This window comes from Streptomyces yunnanensis, assembly GCF_029011865.1.
Lineage (GTDB): Bacteria > Actinomycetota > Actinomycetes > Streptomycetales > Streptomycetaceae > Streptomyces > Streptomyces yunnanensis.
Genome location: NZ_CP095749.1, coordinates 95,680 through 119,122 on the forward strand (window position 1 = coordinate 95,680; position 23,443 = coordinate 119,122).

At 70.8% G+C, this 23,443-nt stretch carries 16 protein-coding genes and 8 pseudogenes; 19 read left to right on the plus strand and 5 right to left on the minus strand.

What is annotated here, in order from left to right:
* The first annotated feature begins 92 nt into the window (after positions 1-92).
* The 4 genes from MOV08_RS00270 to MOV08_RS00285 all read left to right on the plus strand — a co-directional run bounded on the left by MOV08_RS00270 (position 93) and on the right by MOV08_RS00285 (position 4,010).
* Positions 93-722, plus strand: a complete 630-nt coding sequence (locus MOV08_RS00270) for a SpnB-like Rossmann fold domain-containing protein (protein WP_275312055.1) — start codon at positions 93-95, stop codon at positions 720-722.
* Positions 723-769: 47 nt separating this feature from the next.
* A complete protein-coding gene (locus MOV08_RS00275; RefSeq protein WP_275311661.1) occupies positions 770-1,771 on the plus strand; it encodes a type I polyketide synthase in 1,002 nt (333 codons plus the stop codon).
* Positions 1,723-3,021, plus strand: coding sequence for an SDR family oxidoreductase (locus MOV08_RS00280; RefSeq protein WP_275305687.1), 1,299 nt, complete (start codon positions 1,723-1,725; stop codon positions 3,019-3,021). Before MOV08_RS00275 ends, MOV08_RS00280 begins: the two co-directional genes overlap by 49 nt.
* A 167-nt stretch (positions 3,022-3,188) precedes the next feature.
* A complete protein-coding gene (locus MOV08_RS00285) occupies positions 3,189-4,010 on the plus strand; it encodes an AfsR/SARP family transcriptional regulator (RefSeq protein WP_275305688.1) in 822 nt (273 codons plus the stop codon).
* Between the two features lie 117 nt (positions 4,011-4,127).
* Here the strand turns inward: MOV08_RS00285 and ribA are convergent.
* Positions 4,128-4,780: pseudogene (ribA, locus tag MOV08_RS00290) on the minus strand (GTP cyclohydrolase II).
* Positions 4,781-4,806: 26 nt separating this feature from the next.
* Positions 4,807-5,565: a CDP-alcohol phosphatidyltransferase family protein gene (locus MOV08_RS00295; RefSeq protein WP_275305689.1), complete on the minus strand. Its 759-nt coding sequence runs from the start codon at positions 5,563-5,565 to the stop codon at positions 4,807-4,809.
* A 110-nt stretch (positions 5,566-5,675) separates the two neighbouring features.
* Here MOV08_RS00295 and MOV08_RS00300 point away from each other — a divergent pair.
* The 6 genes and pseudogenes from MOV08_RS00300 (at position 5,676) to MOV08_RS00320 (ending at position 9,734) form a co-directional block, all read left to right on the plus strand.
* Positions 5,676-6,705 (plus strand): annotated as a pseudogene (locus MOV08_RS00300) (zinc-dependent alcohol dehydrogenase).
* Between the two features lie 2 nt (positions 6,706-6,707).
* A pseudogene (locus tag MOV08_RS00305) lies at positions 6,708-7,105 on the plus strand (6-pyruvoyl trahydropterin synthase family protein).
* On the plus strand, positions 7,102-7,560 hold the full coding sequence (locus MOV08_RS43715) for a hypothetical protein (RefSeq protein ID WP_338057116.1): 459 nt from the start codon (positions 7,102-7,104) through the stop codon (positions 7,558-7,560). Before MOV08_RS00305 ends, MOV08_RS43715 begins: the two are co-directional and overlap by 4 nt.
* Before the next feature lie 100 nt (positions 7,561-7,660).
* Positions 7,661-8,221 carry a glycosyltransferase family 4 protein gene (locus MOV08_RS43720; protein ID WP_338057117.1) on the plus strand — a complete coding sequence of 187 codons (561 nt, stop codon included), beginning with the start codon at positions 7,661-7,663 and terminating at the stop codon, positions 8,219-8,221.
* Positions 8,221-9,105 carry a class I SAM-dependent methyltransferase gene (locus tag MOV08_RS00315; RefSeq protein ID WP_275305690.1) on the plus strand — a complete coding sequence of 295 codons (885 nt, stop codon included), beginning with the start codon at positions 8,221-8,223 and terminating at the stop codon, positions 9,103-9,105. Before MOV08_RS43720 ends, MOV08_RS00315 begins: the two co-directional genes overlap by 1 nt.
* The gene (locus MOV08_RS00320) at positions 9,102-9,734 is read left to right on the plus strand and encodes a lysylphosphatidylglycerol synthase transmembrane domain-containing protein (protein ID WP_275305691.1); all 633 of its coding nucleotides are present in this window, start codon (positions 9,102-9,104) and stop codon (positions 9,732-9,734) included. The genes MOV08_RS00315 and MOV08_RS00320 overlap by 4 nt, the downstream gene beginning before the upstream one ends.
* A 235-nt stretch (positions 9,735-9,969) precedes the next feature.
* Here the strand turns inward: MOV08_RS00320 and MOV08_RS00325 are convergent, their stop codons facing one another.
* The 3 genes and pseudogenes from MOV08_RS00325 to MOV08_RS43945 all read right to left on the minus strand — a co-directional run.
* Positions 9,970-10,857, minus strand: a complete 888-nt coding sequence (locus tag MOV08_RS00325; RefSeq protein ID WP_275305692.1) for a RibD family protein — start codon at positions 10,855-10,857, stop codon at positions 9,970-9,972.
* On the minus strand, positions 10,854-11,576 hold the full coding sequence (locus tag MOV08_RS00330) for a creatininase family protein (RefSeq protein WP_275305693.1): 723 nt from the start codon (positions 11,574-11,576) through the stop codon (positions 10,854-10,856). The genes MOV08_RS00325 and MOV08_RS00330 overlap by 4 nt, the downstream gene beginning before the upstream one ends.
* Before the next feature lie 210 nt (positions 11,577-11,786).
* A pseudogene (locus MOV08_RS43945) lies at positions 11,787-11,864 on the minus strand (DUF5988 family protein); the annotation flags it as partial.
* A gap of 488 nt (positions 11,865-12,352) precedes the next feature.
* Between MOV08_RS43945 and MOV08_RS00335 the strand changes: the two are divergent.
* The 9 genes and pseudogenes from MOV08_RS00335 to MOV08_RS00375 form a co-directional block, all read left to right on the plus strand.
* Positions 12,353-12,944: pseudogene (locus tag MOV08_RS00335) on the plus strand (beta-ketoacyl [acyl carrier protein] synthase domain-containing protein); the annotation flags it as partial.
* A gap of 63 nt (positions 12,945-13,007) precedes the next feature.
* A complete protein-coding gene (locus MOV08_RS00340; RefSeq protein WP_275311662.1) occupies positions 13,008-13,526 on the plus strand; it encodes a beta-ketoacyl [acyl carrier protein] synthase domain-containing protein in 519 nt (172 codons plus the stop codon).
* Positions 13,527-13,890: 364 nt separating this feature from the next.
* Positions 13,891-16,962 (plus strand): annotated as a pseudogene (locus tag MOV08_RS43725) (acyltransferase domain-containing protein); the annotation flags it as partial.
* A gap of 109 nt (positions 16,963-17,071) precedes the next feature.
* On the plus strand, positions 17,072-18,505 hold the full coding sequence (locus MOV08_RS00350; RefSeq protein WP_275305694.1) for an SDR family NAD(P)-dependent oxidoreductase: 1,434 nt from the start codon (positions 17,072-17,074) through the stop codon (positions 18,503-18,505).
* Positions 18,506-18,510: 5 nt separating this feature from the next.
* Positions 18,511-18,681, plus strand: a pseudogene (locus tag MOV08_RS00355) (hypothetical protein); the annotation flags it as partial.
* A gap of 137 nt (positions 18,682-18,818) precedes the next feature.
* Positions 18,819-19,639 (plus strand): annotated as a pseudogene (locus MOV08_RS00360) (beta-ketoacyl [acyl carrier protein] synthase domain-containing protein); the annotation flags it as partial.
* Between the two features lie 24 nt (positions 19,640-19,663).
* Entirely contained in the window at positions 19,664-21,361 is a 1,698-nt protein-coding gene (locus MOV08_RS00365) for a KR prefix domain-containing protein (protein WP_275305696.1), read from the plus strand.
* Positions 21,349-23,019 carry a zinc-binding dehydrogenase gene (locus MOV08_RS00370; protein ID WP_275305697.1) on the plus strand — a complete coding sequence of 557 codons (1,671 nt, stop codon included), beginning with the start codon at positions 21,349-21,351 and terminating at the stop codon, positions 23,017-23,019. The genes MOV08_RS00365 and MOV08_RS00370 overlap by 13 nt, the downstream gene beginning before the upstream one ends.
* Before the next feature lie 229 nt (positions 23,020-23,248).
* Positions 23,249-23,434 (plus strand): hypothetical protein, encoded by a 186-nt coding sequence (locus MOV08_RS00375; RefSeq protein WP_078876150.1) that lies wholly within the window; start codon positions 23,249-23,251, stop codon positions 23,432-23,434.
* Positions 23,435-23,443 lie beyond the last annotated feature (9 nt).

A 23,443-nucleotide genomic window follows, 5' to 3' on the forward strand; every position in this document is an offset into this window, starting at 1 on the left:
CCACCGCCCTCCTCACCGACCAAACCGGACAACCCCTCCTCACCATCGACAACCTCACCTACCACGAAATCCCACACGAGCAACTGGCCGGGGTGGAAGCCACACCGGACGCGCTCTTCCAGCTCGACTGGACGCCGGTGGCCGTGCCGCGGCCGGCCGAGGCGGCGGCGTGGGGCGTGCTGGGAGCAGACGTACCGGGTCTGTTCGGAGCGGCGGAGCGCTTCGCGGATGTGCCGGCGGTGGCCCGTGCCGTGGAGTCCGGCGCTCGACTGGCAGCTGTAGTTGTTCCGTTCGCCGACACGGACGAGGTCGTTGACGCTGATGTGGACGACATGGCGGCCGCTGCCCACCGCACCACCCGGCGCGCGCTCGCTCTCGTCCAGGCCTGGCTGGCCGACGAACGTCTCGTCGACACCCCGTTGATCGTCCTCACCCAAGGAGCCGTGAGTACCTCCGACGGCGCCGAAGACCTGGCCCCAGCCCGAGCCGCCCTGTGGGGCCTGCTGCGCTCGGCGCAGTCGGAGCACCCCGGCCGGCTCACCCTCGCCGACCTCGACTCCGCCACGCCGCACCCGCTGGAAGCTCTCCAAGCCCTCCTGATCTGCGGCGAACCCCAGGCAGCCATCCGCGAGGGCCGCCTCTTCCTCCCTCGCCTCCAGCGGGTCCAGACGGCCTGGCCGCCCGCCGTCCCGCTCCCTGGAACCCGGAGGGGACGACTCTGATCACCGGTGGTACCGGTACGCTCGGTGCTCTCTTCGCGCGCCATCTGATTGCCGAACACGGCATCAAACGGCTGCTGCTCACCAGCCGCCGCGGTCTCAAGGCCGAAGGTGCCGACCAACTCGTCGCGGAACTGTCCGGATTGGGGGCTGAGGTCACCGTTGTCGCGGCCGACGCCGCCGACCGGGCCGCGCTCCGGGCTGCCCTGGACGTCATTCCGGACGAGCACCCGCTCACCGGTGTCGTCCACACCGCCGGTGTTCTGGACGACGGCCTGTTCAACGCCCTCACTCCCGAGCGCCTCGAAGCCGTGCTGCGCCCGAAGGTCGACGGGGCCTGGAACCTCCACGACCTCACCCGCGACCAGCAGCACCTCACAGCGTTCGTCCTCTTCTCCTCCATCGCGGGCACCATCGGCGGCCCGGGCCAGTCCAACTACGCCGCTGCCAATGTCTTCATGGACGCCCTGGCCCAGCACCGCCGGGCCAACGGCCTGTCCGCCACCTCCGTCGCCTGGGGACTGTGGGAACAGATCTCGGGAATGACCGGGCAACTGGACGAGACCGATCTCAAGCGCATGGCCCGCGCCGGGTTCAAACCGGTCGGGATCCAGGACGGCCCGGCCATGCTCGACAGCGCGCTTCAGCTGGACCGGGCAGCCGTGGTGGCCAACCCGCTGGACATCGCGGCCATGCGACGTCAGCCGGGAAAGCCGCTCACCGTGCTGGGTGCCCTGGTGCGTACACCGTTCCGTGGCAAGGCGCGCAACACCGGCACCGGTGGGGGCACGCTCGCCGAGCAGTTGGCCGTGCTGGCCCCGGAAGACCGGCTCGCGTTCCTGGTCCGCCGGCTGCTCGCGGAGGTCGCCGAGGTGCTTGGCCACACCGACGCCGGGCGCATCGACGCCGAGCAATCCTTCACCGCTCTCGGGTTCGACTCCTCACCTCGGTCGAGCTGCGCAACCGCATCAACGAGTTCGCCGCAACCAAGCTGCGGGCCACGGTGGTCTTCGACTACCCCACCCCGGCCGCGCTGGCCCATTTCCTGCTGACCCAGGTGGTGGCTGAGCAGGAGACCGCTGATTCCCGTACGCAGACGGATCATGCCGCCGCGCCGGCGGTGGACTTCGCCGCGGACATCCGTCTCGACGCCGACATCCAGCCCGCCCCCGAGGTCGCGCACACCGTCCACGAACCGCAGGAGATCCTGCTCACCGGCGCGACCGGCTTCCTCGGGGCGTTCATGCTGCGTGACCTGATGCGTACCACCCGAGGACGCGTCCACTGCCTGGTACGGGCCGAGGACGGGGCCCGGGCATGGGAGCGACTGCGTGCCAATCTGGAGTGGTACCGCGTCTGGGACGAGGTGAATCCCGAGCGGATCACGGTGCACTCAGGCGACCTGACGCAGAATCACCTTGGGCTGGACGAAGTCGATTTCGACGAGTTGGCACGCCGTGTCGACGTCGTCTACCACTGCGGGGCCGCCGTGCACTGGCTGCGCCCCTACTCGGATCTCAAGGCGGCCAACGTCCTGGGCACACAGGAGATTCTGCGGTTGGCCGCCCGGCACCGCACCGTCCCGGTCCACCACGTGTCCACCGCCGGGGTCTTCGCCGGCGGCGGAGACGGTCACGCACCGCTGCGCACCGACGCCCCGACGGGCCCCGGCGAGGCACTGCCCAGTGGGTATGTGCAGAGCAAGTGGGTGGCGGAGCAGGTCATCGAGCTGGCCAGGGATCGCGGCCTGCCGGTGTCTGTCTACCGGGTCCATGTGATCTCCGGCGACCAGATCAACGGTGCCTGCCAGACACAGGACTTCGTCTGGCTGAGCCTTAAGGGCATGGTGCAGGCGGGCGCCGTTCCCGCGACCGGTGGTGGGCGGTTCCACCTGCTCCCGGTCGACTACACCAGCGCGGCCATCATCGGCCTTTCCCGGCAGGAAGAGAGCGCGGGCCGGACGTTCCATCTGTTCAACCAGAACGCACTGAGCCTGGCCACCTGTGTTGAATATCTCCGCTCGCTCGGCTACCCCTTGGCCGAGAAGGAATTGGGAGAGTGGAGCGCATGCATACGCGGTGACCACGACAACGCGGTGACCCCACTGCTCGACGCCTTCGAGTACATGGTCACGGAAACGGATTCCTTCTACCCGCCCATCGACACCAGCGAGACCGATGCCGCCTTGCTGGACAGCGGTATCCAGTGCCCGCCGGTGACTGAAGAACTCTTCGCGAAATACATAGAGTTCTTTGTGGCCGCCGGACATTTTCCGCCCGCGGGAGGGCGCGTCGGGCGCTGACCACGTCAGCGAAGGAGAGTCTTTACCGCAGGCCGCGTCCCGGTCTAGTCTCTCGTCATCTCCTTTCAGGATCCCAGCGCCGCGTGGGGGCCGGTGAATTCGGCGGCAGTTCTCAGCGGTTTCGCTGCCCTGAGAACGCCGACCGGACCGGAACGGGAGCATACGCCGTGCGATTCAACCTTCTTGGCCCGTTCGAAATCAGGACCGATGACGGGAGAACGTATGCGCCCAAGGCACCGAAGATCTCTCAGCTGCTGGCCCTGTTGGCGCTCAGGCCCCGCGAGGCGGTAGCGGTGGATGTACTGGCCCGAGAGCTGTGGGGCCAGAGCCCTCCGGGCAGCGCGCTGCGAACGCTGCAGACGCACGTCTACCACGCGCGCAAGATGCTGGCCGGGGAGCGAGTCACCGAACCGGGCCGGGACCTGCTGCTCACCGAGGCGCCCGGCTACCGGCTCCAGGTGGACGACACCGAAGTGGATGCCTTGACGATGGAAGGGCTGGTCCAGCGGGCGCAGCGGGAGTTCGCGGCCAGGGCGTGGGAGCGAGCGGCCGACCTGGTGGAGCGGGCACTGGAGTTGTGGCGCGGCCCGACGCTGAGCAACGTCCCGGTCGGCGGTGTGCTGCTGGGCCGGCTCGGGTGGTTGGAGGAACTGCGGATCCGTGTACTGGAGCTGCGGATCGATATCGCCGGTCAGCTCGGCCGGCATAAGGAGCACCTGCCGGAGCTGCGGACGCTGGTGGCCGACTATCCGCTTCACGAGTGGTTCCACGGCCAGCTGATCACGGCGCTGTACCGTTCGGGCCGCCGTATCGAGGCGCTGCAGGCGTATCAGAATCTCCATGCCATCCTCCAGCGCGAGTTGGGCGTTGAGCCCCCGGCCCATCTCCAACGACTGCGGGCCGACATTCTGGACCGGGCCGGCAGCGATCCGGCTCTGCTGTGGGACCGGTCCGGCGGTGCCCCGCCCGCCCGGAGAGGTGCCGACTGATGACGTCGACGACGACCGGCACAGGCGGGTGACGCCCGCAGTCGGACGGCGCACAGCGACGTGGCCGGCACCGGATTGCGGTGTCGGCCAGGCTGGTTGGCGAACGTCGCTCTTGTCTCAGTGGGCAGCCAAGCCGTCCAGCTGCGGAAGGATGTGGTCCAGGCGCTCCCGTTTGGTGCGCAGATAGCGGAGGTTCTCCTTGTGCGGGGTCGCCAGCAGTGGGACCCGTTCGGCGATTGTGATGCCGTTTCCTCCAGCGCTTCCTGCTTTCGCGGGTTGTTCGACATCAGGCGGACGGAGCGCACGTTGAGGTCGTGGAGAACCTCGGCGGCCACGCTGAAATCGCGAGCGTCCACAGGGAGCCCGAGTGCCAGATTCGCCTCGACGGTATCGAGGCCCTCGGACTGTAGTTTCATCGCCTTGAGCTTGGCCAGCAGGCCGATGCCGCGCCCTTCGTGGCCCCGGATGTAGAGAAGGATTCCGCGCCCTTCGGCGACAATGGCCTGAAGCGCGGCGGAAAGCTGATCGCCGCATTCACAGTGCCGGGAAGCGAAGGCGTCTCCGGTAAGGCATTCCGAATGGACCCGGGTCAGCATCGCATGCTCTTGGATTTCGCCGTGGACCAGGGCTATCTGCTCCTGCCCGGTGCTGCGGTCCAGATAGCCGACGGCGACGAATTCGCCGTACTCGGTGGGCATCCGGACATCCACCACCCGCTCGATCCCGGATATCCGCGAAACACCGTTTAATGCGAGAGCTTGGTCTGCCATGCGCTTGATCGTACCCGCGCGGTTGATCATTCGCCCGTTCCGCCCAGGCGGAGCCGGGGCAAGCCGAGTTGGGAACGGCTGGATTGCCACAACCATATGGTGTCGCGCCCGAACGACCACACCAGCAGGGCCAGGGACAGACCAACCACGGCTGCCCCAAACGGATTCGGCAGGAGTGTGGAAGCGGCGAGGACGAGGGCGATCCCCTGGGCAGCAGCCACGGCCTTACGGGCGAAACTCGGCGGCAGCGGCGCCTGCATCCACGGCAGAGTCAGCTCCAAGGCGGCGAAGGCGTACCGCATCGCGCCGATGGCCAACACCCACACGCCGTAGAAGGTGGAGACGAAGACACTGAGCACGAGGATGAGCAGCGCATCGATCTCCATGTCGAAACGCGCTCCCACAGCCGAGGCCGTCTCGGTCCGCCGGGCGACCTTGCCGTCGACCGCGTCGAGGACCAAGGCGGGTACCGACAGGGCCACGAGAGCGAGGGGTGCCGAGTGCGGACCGGAGTCGGCCACCAGCGCCAGTACGCCGCCGATGAGCGTGGCCCGCGCCACGGTCACGCGGTCGGCCGGCCCCAAGGAAAGTGCCCCGGACCTGCGCAGGGCGCGTATGAGGACCGCCCAGACGGTGACGGCCGCGGCCGTTCCGGCCAGCCATCCCACCGCGCCCAGGCCGACGGTGGACCCCAGCAGCGCCAGGAGGGCGAGCTGGGCGGCCGTTCCGGTGAGCGCCTGCCGGATCAACGCGTCCGGGCGGCGGCCGTCTTGCGTGATCAACATGTCTCCTGTCGGAGTGTGGCGGAGTTCGAAGGAGCTGCTTACGGTACTTGTCGCCATGGCGATACGACGTGTCGTGAGTTGTCGGCCCATTGTTGTTCTGGAGGATGCCGATGGAGTGCGCAGTCCGCGCCTACTGGCTCCGTTCCCCCGGTCTCGGCGAGATCCGCCCGGGGTCCGTACCCGCGCCCGATGAGGGAAATGTACTGGTCCGTACGCTGTATTCGGGCATCAGCCGAGGAACCGAAACCCTGGTCTTCGACGGCAGGGTTCCCGCGAGCCAGCGGGCTTCGATGCGGGCACCTTTTCAGGAGGGGAGTTTCCGGGCCCGTGAAATACGGCTATCTCAATGTGGGGGTGGTCGAAGAGGGCTGTGGAGAAGACGCCTTGGCGCTGCTGGGGCGTACGGTCTTCTGTCTCTATCCGCACCAGACCCGGTATGTGGTCCCGGCGAGTGCGGTGACACCTGTGCCGGATGGCGTGCCGCCTCAGCGGGCCGTGCTCGCCGGGACGGTGGAGACCGCGGTGAACGCGCTGTGGGACGCGGCACCGCTGGTCGGTGACCGGATCGCGGTGGTCGGCGCGGGGATGGTCGGCTGCTGCGTGGCTGCCCTGCTCGGCCGTTTCCCGGGCGTGCGGCTGCAGTTGGTCGATGCCGATCCCACACGGGCCGCCGTCGCCCGGGCGCTCGGAGTGGACTTCGCGCTTCCCGAAGGGGCCAACGGGGAGTGCGACCTGGTCGTGCACGCCAGCGCGTCCGAGGCCGGGCTCGTCCGCTGCCTTGAACTGCTCGCCCCGGAAGGCGAGGTCATCGAGCTGAGCTGGTATGGAGACCGCCGGGTCAGTGTGCCGCTGGGCGCGGCCTTCCACTCCCGCCGACTGGTGCTGCGCAGCAGCCAGGTGGGTGCGGTTCCGGCTGGCCGGCGGGTCCGCCGCGGCTTCACGGACCGGATGTCACTGGCCCTGCACCTGCTGAGCGACCCTGTGTTCGACGCCCTGTTCACTGGTGAATCCGACTTCGAGGAGCTTCCCCGTGTAATGCCCCGCATCGCCAACGGCGAGATCTCTGCCCTGTGTCATCGCATCACCTACGGCCGCACCTGTGACGAACAGACGGCTGCGGTCCCTGGCTCCGGAGAGTGACCTTGTTCAGCATTACCGTCCGCGATCACATGATGGTCGCGCACAGCTTCCGCGGCGAGATCTTCGGACCCGCGCAGCGGCTGCACGGCGCGACCTTTGTGGTGGACGTGACCTTCCGCCGCGCCGAACTGGACGTCGACAACGTCGTCGTCGACATCGGGCGGGCCGGCGTCGAGTTGGGCTCTGTGCTCGGCGAGCTCAACTACCGCAATCTCGACGACGCCCCGCCTTCGCCGAGGTCAACACCACCACGGAGTTCCTGGCCAAGGCCGTCGCCGACCGGATCGCCGACCGGGTACGGGCCGGTGCCCTGGGGAAGGGCGCGCTCGGCCTGGACTCGATAGCCGTGACGCTGCACGAGTCGCATATCGCCTGGGCGTCCTACGAGCGGCCGCTGTGAGCTGGGACGTGGGCCACGCGGCGGCATCCGCCCCCACCGTGCACATGGTCCTGCCCGCCGGCGTGGACGACCCGGCTGCTCCCAGTGGCGGCAACGTCTACGACCGCCGCGTCTGCCAGGAGCTGCCCTCGGCGGGCTGGTCGGTGCACGAGGTGCCGGTCCGGGGCCGCTGGCCGCGGGCCGGCACGGCGGCGGGCGCCGAACTGGCGGAGGCGCTGGCGAAGTTGCCCGACGGTGCCGTCGTGCTGATGGACGGCCTGGTGGCCTGTGGCGTGCCCGAGATCGTCGTGCCACAGGTCCGGCGGCTGCGCCTGGCGGTGCTGGTGCACCTCCCGCTGGCCGACGAAACAGGGCTGGCGCCCGGCGTGGCCGCGGAGCTGGAGCGGCGGGAGGAGAGACACTGCGCGCCGCGAGCGCGGTCGTCGCGACCAGCCCGTGGGCCGCAAGACAGTTGACGGACCGTCACTGGCTTGATCCGAACCGGGTGTACTACGCCGCGCCGGGCATCGACCCCGCCCCACCCGCCCGCGGCAGCCACGGCACTCCGCAGCTGTTGTGCGTAGCCGCCCTGATCCCCGCAAGGGGCAGGATCTGCTGGTCGATGCGCTGGCGGCGGTCGCCGGACTTCCGTGGCGCTGCGAGCTGGTGGGAGCGGGGGACCGGGACCCGGTGTACACGGGGCGGTTGCGTGAACGCATCGGGGAGTTGGGGCTGACCGGTCGGGTGCGGCTGGGGGGAGTGCGCACCGGCGAGCGGCTCGCGGGCAGCTACGCCGCCGCGGACCTGTTGGTGCTGCCGTCTCGTGCTGAGACGTACGGGATGGTGGTGACCGAGGCGCTGGCCCGCGCGGTACCCGTACTGGCCTCGGCGGTGGACGCAGTGCCCGACACACTGGGGCGGGCCTGCGACGGGAGTGTGCCGGGCCTGCTGGTGCCGCCACAGGATGCGCGCGCGCTCGCCACGGCGCTGCGCCGTTGGCTCACCGATCCGGTGTTGCGTCGTCAGCTGGCGGCCTCGGCACTACGGCGACGAACCGCGCTGGATGGCTGGCAGGGAACGTCCCGCCGGCTGGCCGAGGTGCTCAGCCGCCTCGGCCGCGAGCCCCGGAGGGCCTGATGACCACTGCCGATTCGAACCTGGCCGGCACCCCCGGCTCCCCCCGTTTCGCCTCCCAGTGGCTGACGCTGCGCGAACCGGCCGACGCCGCGGCCCGCGCCCCTGAGCTGCTCGGCCCGCTGCGCGCGTATCTGGACCGCGTGCGCCGGCCAGGCGAGGTGCCTGCCTTCCGCGATCTGGGCTGTGGCACCGGGTCGATGGGGCGTTGGCTGGCCGCACGGCTCGGCGGCCCGCAGCGCTGGATCATGTGTGATCGCGACCCGGCTCTGCTGGCCCGCGTCGGTGCGCGGATGCCACGCCGCAGTGCGGACGGCGGCCGTGTCGAAGTGACCACCGAACAGCGGGACATCACCCGGCTGAGCTCGGGTGACCTGGCGGGTACGGCGCTGGTGTGCGGGTCGGCTCTGCTGGACCTGCTCACCGAGGACGAGGTGCACCGACTCGCCTCGGCCTGTGCCGAGGCTGCCTGCCCGGTGCTGCTGGCGCTGTCCGTCGTGGGCGAGGTCGTACTGGAGCCCGCCGACCCGTTGGACGCCGAATTCACCGCCGCCTTCAACGCCCACCAGCGCCGCAACGACGGTGGGCGACGGCTGCTCGGACCGGACGCCGTCGACGTGGCGGCGGCTGCCTTCGAGCGGCACGGTGCGCGGGTGCACACCCGTGTGAGCCCGTGGCGGCTGGGGGCGGACCAGGCAGGTCTGGCCGAACAGTGGCTGCTCGGCTGGGTCGCGGCGGCCTGCGCGCAGCGCCCGGCCCTGGCCCGGTGCAGCGAGCGCTATGTCAGCCGACGGCTTGTCCAGTGCCGGTCCGGTGCGCTGCGGGTCACCGTCGGGCACCGTGATCTGCTCGCGCTCCCGTGCTCCTTGGGGAGCGTGACCTTGTGACCCGCACGCTGTGGGGGCGGTTGCGGATACCGGCCGTCCTCGGTCTCCTCGTGGCCGTGGCGTACGAAGTGGGCAGCACGCAGTTCCTGAAGGTGCTGGCCCACATCGACGTCCTGGTCGTCGTGGCCACGTTCGCGGTCAGTGTGCCGACCACTGTGTGCGCTGCCTGGCGGTGGTGTCTGGTGGCCCGGCGGCTGGGGCTCGAACTGTCGCTGGGGACGGCGGTGGCGGACTACTACCGGTCGCTGTTCCTCAACGCCGTACTGCCCGGAGGCGTGCTCGGCGATGTGTACCGCGGGATGCGACACGGCAAGGAATCCGGGGCGCTGGGCCATGGTGTGCGGGCCGTGGTCCTGGAACGCTGCGCGGGCCAGATGGTGCTGGTGACCGCCGGGCTGCTGGCGCTGGTGGCTGGACCGTCTCTGCCGGCGGTTGTCGGCGCGGCAGGGGTCCCGCTGTCGGTGACCGCGGCCGTGCTGGGTGTGTCGGCCGGAGCTCTCGCGCTGGTGCTGTGGCGGGGTGGGGTGCGGCGCGGTGGCGACGGGCGCTGGCCGTGGTGCTGGCGGAGGTGCGTGTGGGGTTGTTCGGCCGCGACGTCCTGCCGGGCGTGCTGGTGCTGTCCGTGCTGACGCTGACTGGTCATCTGGGGCTGTTCGTCATGGCCGCGCGGGTGGCGGGGGTCACGGCGTCCGTAGCGACGCTGGTGCCGCTGCTGCTGTTCGCTCTGATGGCGATGGCGCTGCCGGTGGGTCTGGGCGGATGGGGACCGCGGGAGGGCGCGTGCGCGCTGGTGTTCGGCGCTGCCGGGCTGGGGCCCGGCAGGGCCTGGCCGCCTCCGTGGTGTACGGGGTGCTCGCGCTCGTCTCAAGCCTGCCTGGCGCCGGGGTGCTGGCCGTCCGTTCCCTGGCCGGGCGTCGCACGGGTTCTCAGATCCAGTTCGAAGAGGGTGTCCTCACCGAGCGCGAAGGTGCGGACCGAGGGGCGTAGCGCCCCGTCCATACGGTCGGGGCCGGAGAAGCGCAGACCGGGCACGCCGTCCCCGAGCAGGACGGGGGCGATCGTGACGTAGAGCCGGTCCAGGGCGCGGGCGTGTAGGAAGCGGGAGACGGTCACGCCGCCGCCCTCGACCAGGATCCGGCTCAGCCCGCGTGCGGCGAGCGCGGCCAGCACCTTGTGTGGTGCGAACCCTCCTTCGCCGCAGGGCACCCGCAGGACGTCCGGGCTCGCACTGCTCGCCTTCTGGTCGTCCTCCGGGCCATCCCGGCCGATCACACGCAGTGTCCGGCCACGGCCATCGGTGAACAGTTGTGCGCCCGGTGCCCGGTGCAGTGCGCGGCCCCGTGGATCGAGGACGACCCGTACGGGGTTGCGGCCAGGGCAGGCGCGCACGGTCAGCTGCGGGTCATCGGACACGACTGTACCGGTGCCCACGATGACAGCGTCGGCCAGGGCGCGCAGTCGGTGCAGGTGCAGGCGGTCCTGCTGCCCCGTGACGTAGTCGGAATGGCCGGTGCGGGTGGCGATGAATCCGTCCACGCTCTGCCCGAGCTGGGCGAACACCAGGCCCGGGCCGGCCAGGCACAGCGGGGCGTACACCTCGGCGAGGTGGTGCGCTTCGGGTGTGGCGGGCTGCCGCCACCGTCGGCTGCCGTCCGGCCGCCGACACAACCCCGCGGCCTCGGCCTGCGACTCGGTGCGGACGGACAGCAGCCTCTCCCATGCCTCTTCGGCTTCCAGCAGTGGCCGGTTCATCGGACACCGAGCGCGCTCAGATGGTCGGCGAAGGACTCGGTCAGCCCGGCGAGCAGCCGCTGTCCCTTCTCCGCCGAGGCCAGCGAGGGGCGGCCGATGACGCCGGAGGCGGTGTAGGCATCCATGCCCAGGGTGAGCAGGTGCCTGCGGTCTTCGTGGACGTGATCCATCGATTCATGGCCGATACGGACCAGTTGGGGGCCGACATGCAAGAGGATGGAGGTCTCCAGTTCCCCGGCGTGCATGTCACTGTGCGCGTCGGTGTGTATCCCGGCGTCCTCGGCCGCTGTTCGCCAGTCGTCCGCGGTGGGGAACAGTGCCATCCGCTCTCCGCGCGCCGTGCTCTCCTGGACGGTGTTGCGCAGGACGTGATTGCCGCCGTGGGCGTTGACCACGACGAGGGCGGTGGTGCCGCCGCGGCGCAGTGAGGCGGCGATGTCGGATACCACCGCGTGCAGCGTGGTCGCCGAAATGCTCACCGTGCCGGGCCAGCGCTCGTGTTCGTGCGAGCACGAGATGGTCAGGGGCGGCAGTTGCTGGACGGGGTAGGCGGCGGCGAGACGGTCGGCGATGGCACACGCGATGAGGGTGTCGGTGACCAACGGCAGGTGGGGGCCGTGCTGTTCGTAACTGCCGACGGGCAGCAGGGCCACGGCCGCAGCGCGTTCGTCCACCTCGGATGTGGTGTCCGAGGGCAGCGGGTAGGGGAAGTTGATCATGATGACAGAGGGTACCGATGTGCCGTGACGGCGCTCTCGCGACGGGAACGCCGTCTTCCCGGCGCCGTTGGCGTCGTGCTCACTCCGCGATGGCTGTCCGGGCCGTCCACTCCAGGGCCGGAAGCTCCTCGCCTTCCACGGTGTGGAAGGCCCCTGATGCACGAAGTGCTCATAGCCGTTCCGGAAGCGCTTCTTGAACGTCTCGGTGAGCGAGGGGGCGTACTGCACTCGTTGGTCGTCAGGGAAATAGGAAGGGCCGCCAACCAGTACAACCTTGATTTCCGCCATGACAGTTCCCTTCGTGTGCCGGCTCGTTTCTCTGACTCGACCGATTCGTGGAACGCGGTGCCGCCGGCTGCTTCACCGACATGCGTTCAACTGCCCGAAGTGGATGGTTGAACAGTTCGGCCCGGACCTGGCCAACTGTTGCGACAGGCTACCGGGCCTGGCGCGGTACAGCGGCTGCCATTTCCTGGTTGCGTCTTTCTCGAACAGCCGTGCATGCTCGTCATGGGCGAGCAGAACCGCCGGCGCACCAAGCATCCGCATATCGCGCCCACACCGGTCGACGCCCCTTTCCCCAGCGCATTTGAGACCTCGCGCACGAGTGGTTCACGCCACCGCCCAGCGTCCCGTGCGACAGCCGAGGAATTAGCCGAGGAAGAGGTAATGCACGCAGACCATGTGACTCAGGATCCGGCCCGACTCCTCGCTGTCGTCGGTATGGCGGGGCGTTTCCGGGAGCTGACGACATCGGCGCCTTCTGGCAGCGGCTGCTGGACGAGCACGATGCCATTGGGCCGGTGCCCACCGAACGCTGGGACAGTGGGGCCCAGTTGGACCCCCACAAGCGCATCCAGTCCGTGGGCGGGTTCCTCTCCGGCATCGACCGGTTCGACGCCACCTTCTTCGGGATCTCCCCGCGAGGCCGAGGCGCTGGACCCTCAGCAGCGGCTGATGCTGGAGACGACCTGGCAGGCGCTGGAGGACGCCGGAACACCGGCCGGCTCGCTGGCGGGTTCGCGGACCGGTGTCTATGTCGGAGCGCAGTGGCACGACTACGAGATCCTGCGCAGGGACCGCGGGGCCGGGGCCACCCAGCACAGCGCGGTCGGCGCCGCCCTCGACGTCATCGCCGCCCGGGTCTCCTACTTCCTTGGACTTACCGGCCCTAGCATGGCCGTCGAAACCGCCTGCTCGTCCTCCCTGGTGGCGCTGCACCTGGCCGGACAGGCCCTGCGGCAGGGGGAGATCGACGCGGCCGTCGTGGGCGGGGTCAACGTGATGCTGACCCCCGACGTCATGATCGGCCTGACACACTTCGGCGGACTGTCCCCCGACGGCCGCTGCCAGACCTTCTCCGCCTCCGCGAACGGATTCGTCCGCGGCGAGGGCGTGGTGGCTCTGTATGTGAAGACCCTCGCCCGCGCTGTGGAGGACGGCGACCGCATCCACGGCGTCATCGCGGGGACGGCGGTCAACAACGACGGCGGCGGGGAGAGTTTGGTCACCCCGAACCCGGCCGGCCAGGAAGACCTGCTGCGCAGTGTGTACGGCCGGCTGGGCATCCCCGTCGACGAGGTCGCTTACCTGGAGGCCCACGGCACCGGCACCAAGCGCGGCGACCCCATCGAGGCTGGGGTCATCGGCCACGTCCTGGGGCAGCCGCGCAGTCGCGCCATGGGGCCGCTGCCCATCGGGTCGGTCAAGACCAACATCGGGCACCTGGAAGCCTGTGCGGGTATGGCGGGCCTGGTCAAGGCGATGCTCGTGCTCAAGCACCGCACGGTGCCGCCAAGTCTGCACTCCGAGGTCCTCAACCCCGACATCCCCTTCGACGAGCTGAATCTGCACGTGGTGCGCGAGCGGCTCCCGCTGCCCGCCGACGGGCGGCTCTTCGCGGGGGTCAGCTCCTTGGATGGGGCGGCACCAACGCGCATGTCTGCGTGATGAGTCCACCGCCCACCGAGCGAGGCGAACCGTGCTCCGGGACGGCGGGAGAACGCCTGGTGCTGCCGCTGTCCGCGCACTCGCAGGCGGCGCTGGAGCAGCGGGCGCTGGGGTGGCCGAGGCCCTCGCCGCCCAGGGTGCCGCGTTGCTGCCCGCCCTGGCGGGCACCCTGGCCTGGCAGCGCGACCACTTCCCCTTCCGGGCGGCCTTCACCGGCACCGGCCCCGAAGAGATTCACGACCGGCTCACCCGCTACGCCGCCGGGCCCGATGAGGAGCTTCCCGGTGTGGTCAGCGGCCGAGCCGCCGAGGAAGCGGGCCGTGTCGCCTTCGTCTTTCCCGGGCAGGGATCGCAGTGGGCGGGGATGGGCCGCCAACTGCTCGCCACCGACCCGGTCTTCGCCGCGGTGATCCAGCGCTGTGCCAAGGCGCTTGAGCCGCACTTCCCCTGGGATCTCGTCAAGATCGTGGCGGGCGAGGCCGGTGAGGAGTGGCTCTCGCGCATCGACATGCTTCAGCCGACCCTGTGGGCCGTCTCCGTGAGCCTGGCCGAGGTGTGGCGGGCGGCAGGCGTCGAGCCGGACGTGGTCATCGGGCACAGCCAGGGCGAGGTCACCGCCGCCACGGTGGCCGGCGCGCTGTCCTACGAGGACGCCGCGCTGGTGATGGCCCGGCGCAGCGCGATAGCCCGCCGTACGTCCGGCAAGGGCCTGATGCTCGCCGTGGATCTGGACGTCGAAGGCGCCCGGGCGGCCATCAAGGGTTTTGAGCACGGGGTGTCGCTGGCGGTGAACAACGGCCCCAGCTCCTGCGTGCTGTCCGGCGACAGCGAGCTGATTCAGGTCCTGAAGGAAATCCTGGAGGCGGAGGGCACGTTCTGCCGCCTGGTCAACGTGGACTACGCCTCGCACAGCCCGCAGATGGACGAACTGGAGGAGGACCTGCTGGCCGCACTGGGCCCGGTGACCCCTCGCCAGGGCACGATCGAGTTGCTGTCGACGGTGCGGCTGACGGCGCTGGGCGGTTGTGAGCTCGACGCCCGCTACTGGGTGGACAACCTGCGTCGCCCGGTGGCGTTCGCCGACGCACTGGACAAGGTCTTCGACGACGGCGTCACCCATGTCGTCGAGATCAGCCCGCACCCCGTACTCACCCCAGCCATCGAGCAGTTGGCGGCACAGCGCACCTCTCCCCCGCGGGTACTGTCCACCCTTCGGCGCGACAGCGGATCGCCGCAGCATCTGTGCGAGTCCTTCGCCCGTGCCTATGTGGCGGGACTTGCACCGTTCAACTCCCTGCCGCGCAAGGCATGGGCCCCGGCGCCCGGCTACCCCTGGCAGCGCACTGCCCACTGGATCCGGCCCGGTCGCCGCGAGGCCCGGCAGCCCGGCCTGGACATCGTGCTGGCTCCGTCCGTAACCGAACAGGATCGCTGGACAGGAACCTTGGAGGTGGCGCTGGAGGACCAGCCCTGGCTGCGCGACCACCAGGTGCACGACGCCGTCGTCCTGCCTGGCGCCGCGATGCTGGCGTTCGCCGTACGCACGGCACTGGCCCGCACCGGAGACCTCCCCGGCGCGCTCGCCGACATCGCGTTCCGCAGCGACCTCACCCTGAGCGAGGACGCGGCCAGGGTCAGCGTCCAGTGGCGCGACGAGCCCGCCCAAGGCGGGTCCTTCACACTCGCCTCCCTGCCGCCGGGAGCCACGGCCTGGACCGAACACGCCGTCGCCCGTGCCCTGCCGCCCACACTCACCCCTGAGGTGGCGGTGCCGCGATTCCCCGAACACCTGCTGGTGGCCTCCCCGATGGAGGCCGAGGAGTTCTACGCCTCCTGCGCCGCCAAGGGCCTGAACTACGGACCGGCCTTCCGCGGGGTGAACGGCGTGCGCCGGGGCGAGGGCGAGACGCTGGCCGAGGTGCACCTGAGCGAACAGTGCCTGGCCGGCGCCCGGGCCCGCGATCTGCACCCGGCCCTGTGGGACGGTGCGATGCAGGTGTCGCTGCCGCTCGCCGAGGAGGCGGACGCCGTGGTGCCGACCAGTGTGCGCCGGGTTCACCTGCTCCAGGATCTCGCCGAGCCGGTCGTGGAGGTGTGGTCGTACGCGGTATGCCGCGGCCACCTGCTGTTCGACGTGTACTTCTACGACGCCGGCCGCCGGCCCCTGCTCGTGATGGAGGGGCTGCGCCTGACGCCGCTGGCCGTCACCGCCCAGGTGGCGGGCGCCGAAACGGACCGTATCCATCGCCTGGTCTTCACCTCCCGGCCGCGTGCCGTCGCGGAGCCGCGGGGCACCGTGCACGGTACGTGGGCGGTGTGCGCGCCCAGCAGCGGTATCGATGCGGCCGGCGCGCTGGCCGGCGCGCTGGGTGCGCTCGGCGCCCACACGGCCACGGCCGTGGTCAGCGGGGACGACGCGGTGAACGAGGCGGTGTGGGCCGAACGTCTCTGTGCCGCCGGTGAGGTGACGGGCGTCGCCTTCCTCGCGCCGCGGGCTGACGACGGCCTGGAGGCACAGCGCGAGGGACTGCTCGGTTTGGCCGCACTGGTGCGTGCCTGTTCGACGCTGCCCACGCCGCCGCGCGTGGCCGTGGTCACCACCGGCGCGCAGGCGGCGCTCGCCGCCGACCTGCCCGATGCGGGCTCCGCCCTGTACTGGGGCTTCGGCCGGGTACTGCGCCGCGAGCACGCGGAGCTGCGGCCGCTGCTGCTCGACCTGGGCTCGGGCGAGGCGGGGTGGGCGGCGGACTGCGCTGCCGAACTGCTTGCCGAGGACGAGGAGGACCAGGTCGCGCTACGTGGTACCGACCGCTTCGCCGGACGGCTGCTGCGTGGCCCGGACGGCTCCGCCGATCCGCGATCGGAGCCCGCCTGGCACACCCCGCCGCAGCCGTTCCGGCTGGCCGCCGCCCGCCTGGGCGCTGCGGAACCGCTGGAGTGTCGGCCGCTGGGGCGGCGGGCGCCGGCTCCCGGCGAAATCGAGATCGCTGTGCGCGCCGCGGCGGTGAGTACCACCGATGTCCCGCGTTTCACCGAAAGCTTCGATGAGCTCTACGGACTGGATGCGACGGGTGTGGTAACCCGTGTCGGCGAAGGCGTGACCCGCTTCGCCGAGGGCGACCGCGTGGTCGGGTGCGCGCCCGGTGCGCTCGCCTCGTACCAGATCCTCCGCGCCGACCACGCACTCCCGCTGCCCGGCCACATGGACGAGGCCACCGCCGTGGCGCTGCCCTCTGCGCTGACGGCCGCCTGGTACGCACTGCACGAGGTGGCCGGGCTGGGCGCGGGACGGACCGTACTGATCCACGAGGCGGCGAGCGGGCCGGGCCTGGCGGCGGTCCAGGTGGCACAGGTGCTGGGTGCCGAGGTCATCGCCACGGCCTCGGGCACGGAGCAGCGGGACCATCTCACCCGGCTGGGTATCGAGCGCGTCTTCGACTCCCGTGACCTGTCGTGGGCCCATGGTGTGCGCGAGGCGACCGTAGGCCGGGGGTGGACGCCGTCCTGGGCTCCTCGTCGGCGCGGCCCTGGAGCACGGCCTGGACGTGCTGGCCGAGGACGGGCACTTCCTCGACGTCGGCATGCGGGACGGGCGGGAGAAGCACTCGGTGAGCCTGGCTGCGTTCCGCAAGGGCATCAGCTTCGTCTCCGTGGACCTGGCCGGACTCATCGTGCGCAGGCCCGAGCGGTTCTCCCGGCTGCTGGCCGAGGTCTGGGCACTGGTGGCGGAAGGACGGCTGACTCCGCCGCCGGTGACGACGTACTCCTTCGGCGACGCGCAGAAGGCATGGCGCGCGCTGTCGGAAGGCGGCCGCATCGGTACGGCCGTGCTCGTCGATCCGGACTCCGCGGGCGCGGTGGCGCCGGAGCCGATGCCGGGCGGCCGCTTCCGTGCCGACGGCACGTATCTGATCAGCGGTGGTCTGGGGGCGCTCGGCCTGTCCCTGGCCGAGTTCCTGGCCGGGCGGGGAGCCGGTGCGCTGGCGCTGGTCGGCCGCTCCGCGCCGGACCCCGAGGCCGCCGCGCGCATCGAGGTGCTGCGGACTGGCGGGGTGCGCGTGGACACCTTCCAGGCAGATATCGCCGACGAGGAGGCGCTCAAACGGGTGCGTGCCCAACTGCCGCCGCTGCGCGGAGTGGTGCACGCCGCCGGTCTGCTGGATGACGCCACGATCCAGAAGCTGCGGCCCGAGCAGCTGCGACGGGTATTGGCACCTGGGGCCGCCGGCGCCCGTAACCTCGACACCGTCACGGCGGGCGACCCGCTGGACTTCTTCGTGCTGTTCTCCTCGGCCGCCGCCCTGTTCGGCAACGCGGGCCAGGCGGCGTATGCGGCAGGCAACGCCTTCATGGACGCACTGGCCGTATCCCGCCGCCGACGTGGACTGCCCGGATTGAGCGTGCAGTGGGGGCCGTTCTCCGACGCCGGGCTCGCCGCGCAGGACGCCAACCGCGGCGCGCGGCTGGCGGAACGCGGCATGGGCGGCATTACCACGCACGAGGCGTGGCAGGCGCTGGAGCGCTTCCTTGCCGGCGAGGAGCAGGTCGTCTCCTATGTACCGCTCAATGTGCGCCAGTGGTTCGAGGCATATCCGGACACTGCCGCCCTGCGGAGCTGGAGCACGCTGCGGGAGGCGGCCAAGGACGTACCGGGCGCGGACGGTTCCGGCCGTGCCTTCCTGGCCGAACTGCGCGCGACCGCGCCCGAGCGCCGGGCCGAGCTGCTGGAGACCACGGTGCGGGAGCTGGCGGGCCGGGTGTTGCGCCTGGAGACCGGGGCCATCGACCGGGACACCCCCTTCAAGGCGCTGGGCCTGGACTCGCTGATGGGCCTTGAGTTGCGCAACCGGCTCGAAGCAGCGTTCGACCTCAAGCTTTCGCCCACGCTGCTGTGGACCTACGGCAGTACACGCGCTCTCTCCGGCGTCCTGGCGGAGCAGTTGTCCGCCGCCCCGGCCTCCGATGACGACAAGGACTGATGGATATGGACGTCACGCCCGACGCCGCCACCCCCACCCCGCTGAGCAGGGCGCTGGACACGGTCAAGAAGCTGCGGGCCCAGCTGGAGGAGGCCGGTGGCAGCCAGCCGCTGGCCATCATCGGCGCGGGGCTGCGGTTCCCCGGTGGCATCGATGACCTCGACTCGTACTGGCAGGCGCTGGCCGAGGGCCGTGACATGGTGCGGCCGCTGCCCGAGCAGCGCAGCGGCCCTTCGCCGCGGAGTGGGACCGGCTTGTGCCCCGTGGCGGATTCCTCGACGAGGTCATGGACTTCGACGCCGCGTTCTTCGGCATGGGTGCCGAGGAGGCCACGGCCCTGGACCCGCAGCACCGGCTGCTGCTGGAGGTCGCCTGGGAGGCGCTGGAGAACGCCGCGCTGCCCGCCGACCGACTCGACGGCGCCCGTACCGGTCTGTTCGTCGGCATCATGAACCACGACTGGTGGCAGTGGCTGGACGGCGACCCCGACCGCCACTGGACGACGGGCAACGGGCACTATTTCGCGGCTGGCCGGCTCGCTTACGAGCTGGGGCTGGGCGGGCCCGCCATCGCGGTGGACACCGCCTGCTCCTCGTCACTGGTCTCCGTCCACCTCGCCCGGCAGGCGCTCGCCCGCAAGGAGTGCGACGTGGCTCTGGCCGGCGGCGTCAACCTCGCGCTGTCCCCCCACATGACCAAGCAGCTTGACGCGCTGGGTTCGCTGGCACCGGACGCCAAGTGCAAGGCGTTCGACGCCCGGGCCAACGGCTTCGCCCGCGGTGAGGGCTGCGGAGTGGTCGTCCTCAAGCGCCTGTCGGACGCTCGGCGTGACGGGGACCGCGTCCTGGGCGTGCTCAAGGGCTCGGCGGTCAACCAGTACGGCCGCTCGACCGGGTTCACCGCGCCCAACGTGCTCTCGTCGATCAATCTGATGGAGGCGGCGCTGGCGGACGCGGGGCTGGCCCCGGCCGACATCGGTCTGGTGGAGGCGCACGGCACCGGCACGTCGATGGGCGACACCATCGAGATGGAGGCCATCGTCTCCGCGCTGGGCCGCAAGAACGGCGGCGCCCACTGCCCGTGGGCACCGTCAAGGCGAACATGGGCCACCTGGAGTCGGCGGCCGGCATCGCCGCGCTACTCAAGGCAGTTGCGTGCTTGCGGCACGGCGCTGTGCCGCCACTGGCGCACTTCTCCACCCTCAACCCGCTCATCGACCTCGACGGCACCGGCGTGACCGTGCCGACCGAGCTCACCCCCTGGCCGCGGGATGCGCGCGGCCGCCATGTCGCGGTCAGCGCCTTCAGCATGGGCGGCACCAACGCCCATCTCATCCTCGGCCCGGCCGAGGACACCGGGCCGGCGGCACAGGCCGGTACCACGCCGGTGGAGGGGTTCGAGCTGTCGGCCAAGACACCGGAAGCCGTACGTGATCTGGCGGCGCGGCTGCACCACCGCCTGGCCGAACTGCCCGCGGACAGCTATCCGGCGTTCGCGTACTCCGTCACCTCCGGGCGCGCCCGGCACAAGTGGCGCGCCCAGGTGAGTGCCCCGGACCGCGAGCTGGCACTCAACGCGCTCAAGGCGCTTGCAGCCGGCGAGACCACGGACGCGGTGCTGGTGCAGGAGCATGATCCCGCAGGGGGCCTCGACGGTGCCGCGCCCGTGGAGCTTCCCCGCGTCGTGATCGATCTTCCGGCCTACCCGTGGGAGCGCCGACGCTACGCCCCCCAGCCCGCGGACCGTACGGCCGCTGAGGTGAACACCACCCCGGCGACCGGTGTGCCCGGTGTGCAGCCGAACCGGCCCGAGGCGGGCAGGGAAGGCGATGTCGCCGAGCGCCTGCACGAGGTGCACTGGCAGGAGGCTGACGACACCGGCACGAGGCGTGCGGCGGGCTCCGGGTGGTGGCTGCTGTTCGCCGACCGCACCGGAGTGGGTGACGCGCTGGCCGGTGAACTGGCCGCCCGTTCCAGTCGTTGTGTCACAGTACGAGCCGGGCAGTGCTACCGGCGGCTGGACGCCGCCCGCTTCGAGATCGACCCGCTGCGGTGCGAGGACCTCGCCGCTCTCTTCGAGGAGCTGCGCAGCCAGGAGACGGAGCCCTGTGCGGGCGTGGTGCACGCCTGGGGCCTGGACGACGTCCCGCTCAGCTCTGACGCGCCCCGCCGGCTCCCGCCAGGTCAGCACCCGTTGCCGGGTGCCTCCTCGGCACTTGACCTCATCCGGGCGCTAGCCCGGGAGGGGATGGACGGCGCGCCCCGGCTGGCGCTGCTGACCCGTGGTGCGCAACGGGTGGTGGGACAGGACTCGCCCTCCCCGGGCGCCCCGACCCCCTTGTGGGCGCTCGCCGGGGCGGCTGCGGCCGAGCATGCTGCCCCGCTCCCCGCGCTCATCGATCTGGACCCGCTGCCCGCCGATGACGAGGCCGCCCGTCTCCTCGACGCGCTGCTGCGCACCTGCGACCGCGGCGAGGAGCACGTGGTGCTGCGTGGTGGAGGTCGTCGCACGCCGGCCCTCGTCCCGCACCGCGCTTCCGGTTTGGCTGAAATGGCAGTCCGGCGCCGTCCGTTCGACGCCGGGCGGGATGGGAATCACCGCGTCCTGGCGCTGCGGCCCGGAATCCTGGACAGCCTGGAGTCGACGGTGTGGCGGCGCACTCCTCCCGGCCCCGGGCAAGTCGAGATCGAGGTCACCGCGGCCGGGCTGAACTTCAGCGATGTGCTCAAGGCCATGGGTGCCTACCCCGGTGCCCACGGGTCGGTTCCGCTCGGTATCGAGTGCGCAGGCCGCGTCACCGCGGTGGGCGAAGGGTTGAGGGCCGCCACGTCGGGGACCCGGTCATGGCGGTGGTGACCTCGGGTCTGGCGGCGTACGCCACGACCGAGGCACACCTGGTGACGTCACGGCCGGTGGGCCTGACCGACCAGCAGGCGGCCGCCACCCCTGTGGCCTTCCTCACCGCGGTGTACGGGCTGGAGTACCTCGCCCGGCTGCGCGAGGCTGAGAAGGTGCTGATCCACTCCGCCACCGGCGGAGTGGGCCTGGCCGCACTGATGGTTGCACGGCGGCGCGGTGCGGAGGTCTTCGCGACGGCCGGCACCGAGGAGAAGCGGCGGATGCTGCACGAACTGGGCGTCAGCCCCGATCATGTGTTGGACTCGCGGTCCCTGGACTTCGCCGCCGGGATCCGCCGCCTGACCGGCGGCTACGGCGTCGATGTGGTGCTCAACTCCGTCACCGGCCAGGCGCTGGTGCACAGCCTGGGACTGCTGGCTCCGGGCGGGCGGTTCGTCGAGATCGGCAAGCGGGACATCTACGACGACAGCCCCATCGGGCTGGGGTTCTTCAAAGACAACCGCTCACTGTTCGCCGTCGACCTGGAAAAGACACTGTGGGAACAGCCACGGATCGTCGACGAGCTGTTCGAGGTGGTGCAACACGGCTTCGCAAGCGGGCAGTTCGAGGCACTTCCGGTCACGTCCTTTCCCTACGCCGAGGCGGGGGCGGCCTTCGCCCGCATGGCACAGGCTCGGCACGTCGGAAAGCTGGTGCTCACGGCGCGCGGCGACGAGACGGTCACGCTGGTGCCCGGCAACACTCCCGTCAGTGCCGCCGGCACCTACCTCATCGCCGGCGAGCCTGGCGCTTCGGGCCTTTCCGCCGCCCGCCGGCTGGCCGACGAAGGCGCCCGGCACCTGGCACTCGTGGGTCACAGCGTGGCGGACGGCGACGACGCCGCGTGGGAGGAGCTGCGCTCCCGACGCGTCCAGGTCGAAGTGCTGGCCGCCGATGCGGGCACGCCCCAGGATGTGGCCGCCGTACTGGACCAAGTGGCGGATTTCATGCCGCCGCTGGCGGGGGTCGTGCACGTCGCCGGCTCCCCGGAGGGCCGGTCCGGGCTGCTGACCTCGGCAGCCTGGCAGCTGCAACAGGCTGCTGCTGAAATGCGGTTGGACTTCTTCGTGTGGTGCCGCACGGCCACCGCACGGTGCGGTGGCGCCGCCCCCACGAGCACCGCCGGCGCGGACGGGGACGAGATCCGCCGCCGGCTGCTGGAGGTCGAGCCAGGCCGTCGGCGCCGGCATCTGCTCGTCACGCATGTCACACAGCTGGCTGCCGAGGTGCTGGAGGCGCAGGGTGCGCCCATCGATGCGGCGGCGCCGCTGGCCGGCCTGGGATTCGACTCCATGCGGACGCTGGAGCTGCGTGCGCGGTTGCAGACGTCGCTGCGTATCAAGCTCCCGGCCACGGTCGGCTGGCGGTATCCGACCATCGAGGCGCTGGTGCCGTTCCTCGCCGAACGCATGGAGATCGCGCTGGAAGCCGGCCCGGCGACCGGGTCTGTGACCGCGCCCGGGGCCGGCGTGAGGCCCGCAGCGCCACGGTCCCATCCCCCCACCGAACCCCTCGTCCGGAACGAGGAGAGCGATCTGGAGGCGCTGTCCGACAGCGAGATCGCGGCACTCCTCCTTGCCAAGGCAGAGCAGCTCGACGAAGGACTTCAAGGATGACCAGGCGACAGGACCAGCAGTGAGCGGTGTGCATCGTGAAGTTGCAGGTTGCGGGTCTGGTGTGAGGGTCGAGTGGGTTACTCGTGCTGGTCGCGGGCGGGTGTCCACGCTGAAGATCGTCTGACATGTCGGCCGGAGCCGTTGTCGGGTTCTGCTGCGCCGTGGACCTTGCCGCTCTTACGATCCGTGGCCGGGCCGGTACGGCGGGATGTCCGGGGAGGGTGTGGGTATGCAAGAGCTGGAGCGGATCGCGGCTCGCCGAAGTGAACTGGACGCGCTTGCAGAGGAGTTGGCCAAGACGTTGCAGGAGGTCCAGGCCGAGGGGGAGGAGCTGGTGCGGGCGAAGATGACCAAGCTCGCCGACCGCGGCTGGCTGCACGAGCGGGGCGACGGGCGGTTCACCGCGCGGCCGTGACCGTGCGGA

What these genes read in the sequence shown, in the direction of transcription:
- MOV08_RS00315 (WP_275305690.1), top strand. Translation starts at nt 8,221, where the DNA reads ATGACCACTGCCGATTCGAACCTGGCCGGCACCCCCGGCTCCCCCCGT.
- MOV08_RS00330 (WP_275305693.1), bottom strand. Translation starts at nt 11,576, where the DNA reads ATGATCAACTTCCCCTACCCGCTGCCCTCGGACACCACATCCGAGGTG.
- MOV08_RS00325 (WP_275305692.1), bottom strand. Translation starts at nt 10,857, where the DNA reads ATGAACCGGCCACTGCTGGAAGCCGAAGAGGCATGGGAGAGGCTGCTG.
- MOV08_RS00375 (WP_078876150.1), top strand. Translation starts at nt 23,249, where the DNA reads ATGCAAGAGCTGGAGCGGATCGCGGCTCGCCGAAGTGAACTGGACGCG.
- MOV08_RS00370 (WP_275305697.1), top strand. Translation starts at nt 21,349, where the DNA reads ATGGCGGTGGTGACCTCGGGTCTGGCGGCGTACGCCACGACCGAGGCA.
- MOV08_RS00295 (WP_275305689.1), bottom strand. Translation starts at nt 5,565, where the DNA reads ATGTTGATCACGCAAGACGGCCGCCGCCCGGACGCGTTGATCCGGCAG.